The organism is Gabonibacter chumensis (genome assembly GCF_024741215.1).
In the GTDB taxonomy this organism is placed as follows: Bacteria; Bacteroidota; Bacteroidia; order Bacteroidales; family Marinifilaceae; genus Gabonibacter; species Gabonibacter massiliensis.
The window spans coordinates 227,317-238,500 of sequence record NZ_JANSKB010000003.1; the positions used below are offsets into that span (position 1 = coordinate 227,317).

Genomic DNA, 11,184 nt, shown 5'->3' on the forward strand with positions numbered 1-11,184 from the left:
CAACTTATTTGAATTTGCAGAGTAAATCTATATCTCAACAGCTTTTATTAAAAAATCACGGTATTCGATGCAAAAAAGGTGAATTTCTGCGTTTTGAACTGAGCCATAACGCATTAAACAGATAACCTCAGAAATAGTAACGATAGCAATTTAGCAAAGAAACGCAAGGTAATGAAATAGAACGGTTGCCTAATCATTACCCGATAATGGAGTAAAGTTTTTCTATGTGTCGTCACGTTTCATCGTTCTGCGTCAGTTTGCATATCAATGTATAACTCACTGATAACTAATTTTGTAACCCAAAAAAGATTAGATTATGCGAAGTACATTTAAGGTGCTGTTCTACGTGAACGGAAGCAAGGAGAAAAACGGTATTGTTCCTATTATGGGACGAGTGACAATCAACGGTTCTGTGGCTCAATTCAGTTGCAAGCAGAGCATCCACAAAGACCTTTGGGATGTGAAAGGCAACCGAGCAAAAGGAAAGAGCAAGGAATCAAGAGACATCAATTTGGCCTTGGATAACATCAAGGCTCAAATCATCAAACATTATCAGCGCCTTTCAGACCGTGAGGCGTTTGTAACTGCCGAAATGGTACGCAATGCCTATCAGGGTATCGGAACGGAGTATGAAACTCTACTCCGAGCATTCGACAAGGAGAATGAAGCCTTTGCTAAACGAGTTGGCAAAGACCGCTCATTGAGTACATATCAAAAATATCTCACCGTAAGAAAATATCTTGCAGAGTTTATCAAGGTACACTATAAGCGTACAGATATTGCAATGAATGAACTTACCGAGGATTTCATTAGAGATTATTGCTTGTATCTACGAAATGAGGTTGGATTGGCTCAGTCATCAGTATGGATATACTCCATACCATTGAAGCATATTGTAACAACAGCTCACTATAATGGCAAGATAGCAAGAAACCCTTTTGCTCAATATAAGGTTGACCCAGACCACAAAGAACGAGGATTTCTAACAGAAGAGGAACTGCAAACATTTACGACAGTTGAACTGAACAACCCTGATTTGGAGTTGGCAAGAGATTTATTCGTGTTCGGTTGTTGGACGGGTATATCATTCATCGACATCAAGAACCTGACAACCGAGAATATCACAATGTTGGGCGGTGCACCGTGGATAGTGTCGAAGCGACAAAAGACAGGCGTGCCGTTTCAAATCAAGTTGATGGATATTCCTATGCAGATTATCAAACGATACGAACCATACCGAATAGGCAATAGCCTTTTCAATATCGGTAGCCACGATGTGATAAACAGACGCATCAAGGAGGTTGCCAAGATATGCGGTATAGAGAAGCGAACCTCATTCCATCTGAGTCGCCACACATTTGCAGTGTTAGCCTTGAACTATGGTATGCCGATAGAAAGCGTGAGCAAGATTCTCGGACATACCAACATTACGACAACGCAGATTTACGCCAAAGTAACCAACACCAAACTCGAACACGATATATCAATGTTTGAGAGCAGGGTTAGCGGAAGATTTGCAATTTAATATGTATAGGTATGGAACGGGCAATTATAACAATCAGCGAATCGGGCTATGTGAATATTCCCGATGGCAATGTATGGATGTCGTTTGCGGAACTTGTGGAGTTGTTTAATGTGGCAACACCCACATTAAAGGCTGCTATCCGAGCCATACACAAAAGTAGAGTGATAGCAGAGCACACGCAACATTGCGAGGTGATACCATATACCTATTGGGCAACCCTCTACAATATGGATATGATTGCAACCCTCGCTTTCCGCATCAACTCATACGGTGCGGAGAAGATACGGGGTGAGTTGTTAAAGAGAATATGCGGACGAAAAGAGAAAGTATGTTATCTCTTTTCGCTTGCAAATGCTACATCGGGTATATCGTGAAGGCATACCGACAAGCCGATAAATCGGTAAGTCTGCATATCGGCTGATTAATCGGAAAACACAAGCCCGAAGATAGGTTATCCGCCTGTTTTCGGGCTTGTGGTGTTTATATACCCCTCACATTTCCACCTTCAATGTATCTTATTCATCATTCTGCTACAATTTGCGTAGCAACCTATCCGTCAATCACTTATATTTTTGTAGCTGACATTTTTCAAACCCAAAAGAGTGAAATATGGAAGCTAAAAAAGTTACAACAAGCCATCAATCGCCATCAGACGGTGGTATGGCAAAAGAAGAGTTTATCCGTGTCGGCACCACGCTTTACAAGATTGTGGAGCAACCGAGACTGAGTGGCGGATATGTAAAGAAGCGTATCCCGTGGAACAATGAAACGCTCCGCCAAGACTATGGCAAGGACTACATCGGCAGCGTTCCCAAGTATGACGGTTTCTGCACCGTACCCGAACACATCGGCTACCGACCTGTAATCGGGAAGTTCCTTAACCTCTACGAGCCGATAGACCACCGACCGCAGGAGGGTGATTTCCCCTCTATCCGTTCATTAGTGGAACATATCTTCGGTGAGCAATATGAGTTGGGAATGGACTATCTGCAACTGCTCTACCTGCAACCCGTTCAGAAGTTGCCAATCCTATTGTTGGTATCGGAGGAGCGCAACACTGGCAAGAGTACATTCCTCAATTTTCTGAAAGCCCTCTTTCAGAACAATGTCACATTCAACACCAACGAGGATTTCCGCAGCCAATTCAATTCCGATTGGGCTGGCAAGCTGCTTATCGTGGTCGATGAGGTACTGCTCAACCGCAGGGAGGACAGCGAGCGATTGAAGAATCTGAGCACCACATTATCCTACAAGGTGGAAGCCAAAGGCAAAGACCGTGACGAGATAGCGTTCTTTGCCAAATTCGTGCTATGCTCCAACAACGAGTATCTGCCCGTAATCATCGATGCAGGAGAAACACGCTATTGGGTACGCAAGATAAACCGCCTGCAGTCCGATGATACCAATTTCCTGCAACGCTTGAAAGCGGAGATACCCGCATTTCTTCATTTTCTCAGTCATCGCCAACTATCCACCGAGAGGGAGAGCCGAATGTGGTTCAACCCCTTATTGCTGCATACCGAAGCATTGCAGAGGATTATCCGCAGCAACCGCAACAGATTGGAGATAGAGATGTCGGAGCTGTTACTCGACATTATGGCGACGATGAATGTGGATAGCGTTTCATTCTGCCTTAACGACTTTATTGTGCTGCTGATGCACTCGCAGGTAAAGGTTGAGAAACACCAAGTGCGAAAGGTGGTGCAGGAGTGTTGGAAACTGACACCTGCCCCCAACGGACTTACCTACACCACCTATCAAGGCAACTACAACCAAAGTTGCCACTATGAGCCGATAAGGAGAGTGGGACGCTACTACACTATCACAAGGGAACAGCTCGAATCCTTGTAACAACATCATTTTTATGTTGAATTGTTGAATATGAGTATAAACACATTGATAACAAGCAATATACATTCTCAACAAAATCTCAACAAGCCAAAAGATAAGTTGAGAGACCGACAACGCCCGTTTGTGGATTTCTCTTTTGGTGAGCGGTTTGTTGAGAAGATGTTGAGAGATTACAGGTCTGTATATAAGCATATTACATCAACGATTCATCAAATCAACAAAATTTCATCAACATCAAAATCGTAGTAATATGACAATCGACGATGCAAAGCAAATCAAGTTGGCAGACTATCTGCAAAGTTTAGGCTATACGCCTATCAAGCAACAGGGCAAAAGCCTATGGTATAAATCACCGCTTAGGAATGAAACCGATGCTTCGTTCAAGGTAAACACCGAACTTAACCAATGGTATGACTTCGGTATCGGCAAGGGTGGTAACATCATCGCATTGGCAGCCGAGCTGTACCATAGCGAGAATGTAGCTTATCTGTTGGCACGCATAGCGGAACGGACACCATACATACGCCCTGCAACCTTTTCTTTTGGCAAGCAACAAACCTCCAACCATTGTTTTGAGAACATAGAGGTTGGCGAGTTATCCTCGCCTGCACTAATCGCCTATTTTCAGGAGCGAGGCATAAACATCGAACTCGCCAAAAGAGAGTGTAAGGAGTTAAGATTTGAGTATAATGGCAAACCATACTTCACCATCGGCTTTCCGAATATGGCAGGAGGCTATGAACTTCGCAACCGTTACTTCAAGGGTTGTCTCGCTCCAAAGGATATTACCCATATTCGACAGCAGGGCGAGCCACGAGCAGCGTGTTATCTCTTCGAGGGGTTTATGGATTACCTCTCATATCTTACCATTCGGGTAAACGACCACCCCGAAGAGCCGAGAATCGAGGCACAGGATTATATGGTACTCAACTCCGTCACTAACCTATCAAAAGCGGAACGACTGCTACGGCCATACAGCAGAATCGGCTGTTTCCTCGATAATGACCAAGCAGGACAAACAGCAGTGGAGAGTCTGAAAAAGATGTTTGGAGACAGGCTTCGGGATATGTCGAAACACTATGCCGAGCATAAGGATTTGAATGACTACCTACGCCACAGAATCCAAGCGAAACAGGCGGTAAAGAAATCGCAAGTCCAATCCGTAAAACGGATGCCACAACCGCAGCCGAAGAAGAAACGAGGCTTCAGGTTATAGCCCACTATAACTACACGCTTCGCCGATGTGTAGTTGTGGGGCAGAGTAACCTCTCTGCACTCCGCTTATGGGCGTTGCCCCTAAGAACCCCGACTGTGGAAGCAAGTGACCAAGAAACATAATGACCAAACATCCAAACGACCAAATGAAATTGTAACCAATAAAATCAAAGAACTATGGCAATAAAAAGCAGCATACATATCAAGCCTTGCAACATATCATCAAGCGAGGCTCACAACCTCAGAACTCCCGAATATATGCGTAACATCGGGGAGTCGAAAATCTACCTTATTCCCGAACTTGTTGCCGACAACGAGCATTGGATAAATCCTCGCTTGGGTGACTACGATTTACAGACGCATTATGACAACATCAAGCAGATGGTTAAGGCAAAAACGGGGCGAGCAATGCAGGAGAAAGAGCGAGAACGCAAAACCAAGAGTGGCAAGATTATCAAGGTGGCAGGATGTTCTCCAATTCGTGAGGGCGTGTTACTCATCAAGTCCGACACCACATTGGAGGATGTTCGCAGATTTGGTGAGGAGTGCCAAGAGCGTTGGGGTATCACACCGCTTCAAATATTCCTGCACAAAGACGAGGGGCATTGGCTGAGTGGCAAACCCGATGCAGACGATAAGGAGAGTTTTCAAATCGGTGGCAGATGGTTTAAGCCGAACTACCACGCACATATCGTATTCGACTGGATGAATCACGAAACGGGAAAGAGTTACAAACTCAACGATGATGATATGACACAGATGCAGACATTGTTATCTGAAATCCTATCAATGGAGCGAGGGCAATCCAAAGCCGAGACGGGCAAGGTGCATTTGGAGCGTAACGACTTCATCATCGAGAAGCAGCGTGCCGAGCTTGAACGCATAGAGGCTGAGAGGCAGCATAAGGAACACCAGATAGATCTTGCAGAGCAAGAACTCAAACAGGTGAAATCAGAGATACGCACCGACAAACTCAAAAGCGTGGCCACCGATGCAGCCACGGCTCTTGCAAGCGGTGTGAGTTCTCTTTTCGGTAGCGGTAAGATGAAATCATTGGAACGCAAGAATGAGGATTTGAGAGATGAGATAGCCATCAGAGATGAAACCATCGAGCAACTTCAATCCAATATCAAGCAAATGCAGGTGGAGTATCAAAAGCAGATGCAGGAGGTTAAGAGGTCTTACGAAGAGGAGAACCGCAAGCAATCGGATTACATCAACAAGATTCTCTACTACTTCCCCTATGTAGAGAAACTGATGCCGATGATTAAATACCTCAGCGAAAAGATGGGCTTTACAGATGACCTTATACGGAAATTATGCACATTCAAGGATGTATCTGATACAGGTAAACTCTACTCATCGGAACATAACCAATCCTTTTCGGCTAACGGTGCAGTTTGCTCCCTCAAACAAGATAGAGAGGGACATTTCGACCTTAACATCGATGGAGTTTCACGCCATTCTTGGTTCAGACGCAAGAAAGATGAGTTTATGGAAGCGTTGGGACTACCGACAAGTAGAAGAAATCAAAATCGAGGGCTGAAATTATAAATAATGAAGTCCGTTATCAATTGCGATAGCGGACTTCATTGTTTTTACGCAGTTCGAGAACTGATTGATGATAGATATTTTAATATTTGGGTACTCTCAATATTCCTCATATATTGTTCCATAAATTCCCAATCGGGTTGTCCTGTAGGGGTTACAGGCAAAGACAAAACTTCTTTTGCCAATCTTGTTGCACTTCTCTTATAACCGAAATTATACTTACCACGTATCCTATCAGCAATGGTTGTTATGAACATTCCTGTATATTTGTTTATATGCTCGCTATATGCCAATGTCATATCAGATGTTGCTATGAAATTCTCTGCTTTATATACAGAGTATCCCATAGACCCCTCTCCATTACGAATAAATGCAATGCAGTTTCCTTCTTGGACGAAATTATCAACGGCTTTTACAAAGCATAATACTCCATTGTTTAAGTTTGTTGCTCCCAAATAACTTATACCCAAATCGTTCTTCTCCAAATGGTTAAGTCCTTTTGATTTGCCGACTTCCATTCTTGGGAATAAATCTCTGATATAGAACTCACTCCAATTTACCCCACCAATTTACTGATATTCAGCCGATTATCTTTTAACCTGTTTTTGAAAGTTGCGAGAGTAGTACCGAGTATATCTGTTTCAATCTGCTTCATAAATGAGGACATAAATTGAAAATCTATATCACCTGCATCAGTAACAGGAAGTAACAATTTTTCCCTCTTTATTCTTTCATCATTTATCTCTCTGTTAAAACTATATTTCTCCGATAGACGATTGATTAGGGGAATCATAAAGAGATATGCATATTTGTCTAATCCCTCTCTTTTTAATTGCGTTATGTGGTCACTCGCAATAAATTCATATCTGTGATAGAATGCACTGCCAACACTACCGCTATTAGCCAAAGTCAAGCAATTTTCAAACCGTCTTACGCTGCTATCATTGCCGATGAATCCATCAACCCCATTGTTGAATGATGTTGATGATACATACGGGGTATTTCCAACTTGGTGGTCTGCTTTTTTAAGTCGCTTACCACGTTGAATTTCAGTGAATACCTCAGTAAAATAGAATGCTTTCCAATTAGAGTGAAGCGATTTACCCCCCCCATTAAATCGTTGACTATCAATTGTTTGCATAATTTATCAATTGTAGGTTTTAATACTTCTCTTTCTTTTAGACGCATAAACTCTTCCATAAACAGCCAATCAATTGAGCCATCTGCACATATCGGCAAGAGTATTTTTTGTCTTTTCATTCGTTGTGCGTTGAACTTATATCCATACGCAAATTTACATTTCTGTTGTCCTATCACTGAGGAAAGGAATAGTAATGTATATCTATTGTTGTGTGACGAGTCCAACCACTTAACTCTCTTGACATCATCTGAGAATATCGCCTTGTAAGGGTGATAAAACGAGAAACCAACACTTCCGTTATAATTCACACCTAATACATTACTGTCAAGACTGTCATTTGTGGAACAAGTGAATGCAGTTATACCATTATTCATTTCAGAAGCACCGATGAAAGGCATATCTCCTAACTCCATATCAGCTTTTGTGAGGCGTTTTCCTCCATTTATGGAAACAACATCTTCAAGGAAGAATTCTTTCCATATTCGATTAGTTATTGATAAGTTATTCATCTTGATTCTCTATTTGGATTTCTTCAAACAAATATCCTCTACCGTGAGTTATCATATTGAATTCAAATGTCAGATAATCCGCCATTGTGTTTTCAAAATCCTTTTCGGTAGGTATCTCATCATTGAAATAATAGAAAGCGTGTAGCCATTCATCATCTGCCTCAATTGTTGTTTCTACGCAGAATTTAGTTTCCGATTCTATTCTTCCAAACCATACATCAAGCAAATGCTGTCGTTTGTCCTTAGCACTCGCTGTTTCTTCCAAACCGATGTGTTTACTTACTTCAAAACCATCATCCTCAAAGTTGATAAATTTGCATAGATGGCTCTTATCGTGTGGAATACCTGCCGTAAATACCGCTATACAAGGATTGGTGCCGACACGATAGAAAGTGGTCTTGTTTAGTGTTATCACGCCCTCTAATGTGTGATGCTTCAAAATATTATTCTTAATATTCTGTTCTTCTTTACTCTTTCCAGTAACAGAAGATTGAGGAATAATCACAATAGCCCTTGCACCCTCTGTTAATGAATCAAGGAGGTGTTCGGTGAAGCTGATTTCATATAGGCTTGGATTATCTTTTGAGCCTTGTGAGTATGGCGGATTCATCATACCAACCGTACAGCCTTTCAGTTGTAATTGGCTCGTATTCTGTTTTAAGAAATCCAAATTGTGTAGATTGCTCTTACCATCACCTCTTAATATCATATTTGTTGTGGCGATGGTAAACATATATGGTTGCAACTCAATACCAAACAATTGGTCGCGTCTTATGCTTCTTCTTTGTGCTTCATCATCGGTTGCCCTTACCATTTTGTGCATTGCTGCTATAAGAAAACCCGCAGTTCCACAACAGGGGTCGAAAACCTTATCCGTTGGTTTCAATTGAGCTAACTCACAGAATAATTCGGTAATGTGTTTCGGAGTAAGTACAATTCCGAGTGTTTGTCCATCACCACCCGAATATGACATAAACTCTCCATAGAAGCGACCCAAGTAATCTTCCGCAGAGTTTTGGTATCGGATATTCTTGTAAATGCTCTTATAGAGAAACTCTGTATAATGCTTTAATGGAGTTTTCCCTAATGTTTCATCAATTTCATTGATTTTGGTAGTATCTTTAATCACTGAGAATTGACTCAATAATTTATCTCTTTTTGTGTCAGGAGTAACATTTGCACGAGATAAATTAGTTTTTATTGCATCGTAAATCTTTTGACCATCTGTATTGACTGAATCACCAATAAGTGACTCTATTGAAAATGTTTTGAATTCTATTTCACGAAGAGCCAACATTATTCCTGATACAATCAGAGGTTTCTGTTCTGTAGTGAGATTGCCGTAATTTCTCAAATCATTGTGCAACTTCTCAGCGTCTTTAAGAATCTCCGCAGTTGTCTTCTCAACATCGGTTTCTTCTTTAAGGACCTCTTTCAAATAGAACTCATCAATATTGTACTCGTTGAACGATATGAATGTTTCAACATCTTGCAATTCTTGATAATCTCCCCTTTCATTGATAAATATAGGGGTTATCTTATGTCTTTTGGCATTACCCGATACTCCAAAAGCCAAAACCTTATGGTAGGACGTATTCTGAGCCAAATGTAAACCATAGAACAAAGCTCCATTTACTGCATAATCCTTAACAGCCTTGATTTCTTGTGATATAAGATTTTTACTATCTCTATATAAGTGCTTTTCAAGAGCAGCCTTATCCTCAATTACAATAATGAAATCCTTAACGACACCACAATATTCAGGATAACCGACATTTCCTGTTCCCGATTTGGATGCAGTTTTAAGGGCTTCGTTAATCTCTAATATATCACAGCCTTGTGGCGTTAAATGAATATCCGCTTCATTCAACAATTCATATACCCATAAGTCTGTTTTTACTTCTTTCTTTGCCATAATATGGTTAGTAGCCTTTATGTGATAGCTAAAATCATCTAAATATAGTGCAAAGGTAATGGAATTATTTCAAAATCATTTCCGTAGAGGTCGTAAAAGTGCTTTTGACTACTTACTTTGCTTATCAATTGACTATAAATAATATACATACGATAAGAAAACACTGCATCTTCAGTTTCATCTGTGAATCTTTTTATACCTTTGTAGAAAATTTAAGGAGATATGAGTGAGATACAGGTTTACACCGAAGCTGTAAGGGTTATCAAAGAGGCGATATTGCAAAGCCAATATCGTGCAGTTTCCATTGCTAACAAAGAACAATTATCGCTATATTATGGCATTGGCAAATATGTATCAGAAAACTCCCGTAATGGTTTTTGGGGCAAAGGTGCAATAGAAACCATTAGCGAACGATTACAGAAAGAATTACCGGGACTTCGTGGATTCTCTGCTGCGAATATAAAATTTATGCGTCAATTCTATGAGACTTGGTGCGAGGATTTGAAATCGCTAACTGCGGTTAGCGGATTAGGGGATGATAAATCGCTAACTGCGGTTAGCGAAATAGATACCCAGTTATTGATTCCTTGCGAAAGCCCTCAAAAAGAAAATTTTGATGTTGCTTCATTCTTGGGATTGGGATTCACACATCATATGATTATTGTTCGCAAGACCCAAACACTTGCAGAGCGTCTGTTCTACATTCGTCAAGCTCTTGCGAATAAATGGAGCAAAGAGGTATTGTCAGCAAGAATCGAAGATGACTTGTTTAATCGTCAAGGAGAGATTGCAAATAACTTCATACAGAAGATACCCGATGCCCGACAGTCGTTGAAAGCCATTGGAATGTTCAAAGATGAATATCTTTTGGATTTTATCAATGTAGAGGAACTTGGTGAGCGAGACAAAGAAGATATTGACGAACGAGTCATAGAGCAGGAAATCATACACAATATCAAGAAATTCATTCTCACCTTTGGGCGTGACTTTGCCTTTGTCGGCAATCAGTACAAATTAGAGGTGTACGGAGTAGAACATTTCCCTGACTTGATTTTCTTTAACCGAGAGCTGAACGCACTCGTGGTGATTGAATTAAAGAAAGGAGCGTTCAAATCTTCTTATTTAGGGCAATTATGCACCTATCTTCGTTTAGTGGACGACCAAATGCGTAAGCCACACGAAAATCCGTCAATCGGTATAGTTCTATGCAAGAGTGCCGATAAAAAGTATGTTGAGTATGTAATCCAAGACTACGACAAACCATTAGGCATTGCAACATACAAAACTTCGGACGAAATGCCTGAGAAATTGAAACAAGCATTGCCCGATATCGAAGAACTGAAAAAACTGCTATAATTGAAATGCAGGCGAAAGAAAATTATTGTCATTCTCTTCTCGTCTGCATTTCTTTTTGTACCTTTGTAGCGTCAAGAGTTATCACATTGTAGCATAACGATGAAGAACTCAGAAATACGAA

General features: G+C 41.0%; 10 protein-coding genes. 6 read left to right on the top strand and 4 right to left on the bottom strand.

Translation table 11 applies throughout. The features are described 5' to 3' along the window. Positions 1-316 precede the first annotated feature (316 nt). The 5 genes from NVS78_RS10445 to NVS78_RS10465 all read left to right on the top strand — a co-directional run bounded on the left by NVS78_RS10445 (position 317) and on the right by NVS78_RS10465 (position 6,145). Positions 317-1,525, top strand: coding sequence for a site-specific integrase (locus NVS78_RS10445; RefSeq protein ID WP_286359145.1), 1,209 nt, complete (start codon positions 317-319; stop codon positions 1,523-1,525). Positions 1,526-1,536: 11 nt separating this feature from the next. Next, positions 1,537-1,899: a virulence RhuM family protein gene (locus NVS78_RS10450; protein ID WP_286359146.1), complete on the top strand. Its 363-nt coding sequence runs from the start codon at positions 1,537-1,539 to the stop codon at positions 1,897-1,899. A gap of 235 nt (positions 1,900-2,134) precedes the next feature. After that, complete coding sequence (locus tag NVS78_RS10455; protein WP_286359147.1) at positions 2,135-3,376, top strand: primase-helicase family protein; 1,242 nt, start codon at positions 2,135-2,137, stop codon at positions 3,374-3,376. A gap of 250 nt (positions 3,377-3,626) precedes the next feature. Beyond that, the gene (locus tag NVS78_RS10460) at positions 3,627-4,592 is read left to right on the top strand and encodes a DUF8464 domain-containing protein (RefSeq protein ID WP_286359148.1); all 966 of its coding nucleotides are present in this window, start codon (positions 3,627-3,629) and stop codon (positions 4,590-4,592) included. A gap of 176 nt (positions 4,593-4,768) precedes the next feature. Beyond that, positions 4,769-6,145 carry a mobilization protein gene (locus tag NVS78_RS10465; protein ID WP_353620733.1) on the top strand — a complete coding sequence of 459 codons (1,377 nt, stop codon included), beginning with the start codon at positions 4,769-4,771 and terminating at the stop codon, positions 6,143-6,145. Between the two features lie 44 nt (positions 6,146-6,189). Here the strand turns inward: NVS78_RS10465 and NVS78_RS10470 are convergent, their stop codons facing one another. Genes NVS78_RS10470 through NVS78_RS10485 form a run of 4 tightly spaced genes read right to left on the bottom strand, consistent with a single transcriptional unit; the run spans position 6,190 to position 9,707 of the window. Beyond that, a complete protein-coding gene (locus NVS78_RS10470; protein ID WP_286359149.1) occupies positions 6,190-6,660 on the bottom strand; it encodes a restriction endonuclease subunit S in 471 nt (156 codons plus the stop codon). A 38-nt stretch (positions 6,661-6,698) separates the two neighbouring features. After that, the gene (locus tag NVS78_RS10475; RefSeq protein ID WP_286359250.1) at positions 6,699-7,190 is read right to left on the bottom strand and encodes a restriction endonuclease subunit S; all 492 of its coding nucleotides are present in this window, start codon (positions 7,188-7,190) and stop codon (positions 6,699-6,701) included. Further along, positions 7,073-7,792, bottom strand: coding sequence for a restriction endonuclease subunit S (locus NVS78_RS14205; protein ID WP_286359150.1), 720 nt, complete (start codon positions 7,790-7,792; stop codon positions 7,073-7,075). Before NVS78_RS14205 ends, NVS78_RS10475 begins: the two co-directional genes overlap by 118 nt. Continuing rightward, complete coding sequence (locus tag NVS78_RS10485; RefSeq protein ID WP_286359151.1) at positions 7,785-9,707, bottom strand: HsdM family class I SAM-dependent methyltransferase; 1,923 nt, start codon at positions 9,705-9,707, stop codon at positions 7,785-7,787. The genes NVS78_RS14205 and NVS78_RS10485 overlap by 8 nt, the downstream gene beginning before the upstream one ends. 222 nt (positions 9,708-9,929) lie before the next feature. Between NVS78_RS10485 and NVS78_RS10490 the strand changes: the two genes are divergently transcribed. Further along, on the top strand, positions 9,930-11,063 hold the full coding sequence (locus NVS78_RS10490) for a PDDEXK nuclease domain-containing protein (RefSeq protein WP_286359152.1): 1,134 nt from the start codon (positions 9,930-9,932) through the stop codon (positions 11,061-11,063). Positions 11,064-11,184: the final 121 nt, after the last annotated feature.

Coding starts and splice junctions, on each gene's coding strand:
- NVS78_RS10445 (WP_286359145.1), top strand. CDS start 317: ATGCGAAGTACATTTAAGGTGCTGTTCTACGTGAACGGAAGCAAGGAG.
- NVS78_RS10450 (WP_286359146.1), top strand. CDS start 1,537: ATGGAACGGGCAATTATAACAATCAGCGAATCGGGCTATGTGAATATT.
- NVS78_RS10455 (WP_286359147.1), top strand. CDS start 2,135: ATGGAAGCTAAAAAAGTTACAACAAGCCATCAATCGCCATCAGACGGT.
- NVS78_RS10460 (WP_286359148.1), top strand. CDS start 3,627: ATGACAATCGACGATGCAAAGCAAATCAAGTTGGCAGACTATCTGCAA.
- NVS78_RS10465 (WP_353620733.1), top strand. CDS start 4,769: ATGGCAATAAAAAGCAGCATACATATCAAGCCTTGCAACATATCATCA.
- NVS78_RS10470 (WP_286359149.1), bottom strand. CDS start 6,660: ATGGAAGTCGGCAAATCAAAAGGACTTAACCATTTGGAGAAGAACGAT.
- NVS78_RS14205 (WP_286359150.1), bottom strand. CDS start 7,792: ATGAATAACTTATCAATAACTAATCGAATATGGAAAGAATTCTTCCTT.
- NVS78_RS10485 (WP_286359151.1), bottom strand. CDS start 9,707: ATGGCAAAGAAAGAAGTAAAAACAGACTTATGGGTATATGAATTGTTG.
- NVS78_RS10490 (WP_286359152.1), top strand. CDS start 9,930: ATGAGTGAGATACAGGTTTACACCGAAGCTGTAAGGGTTATCAAAGAG.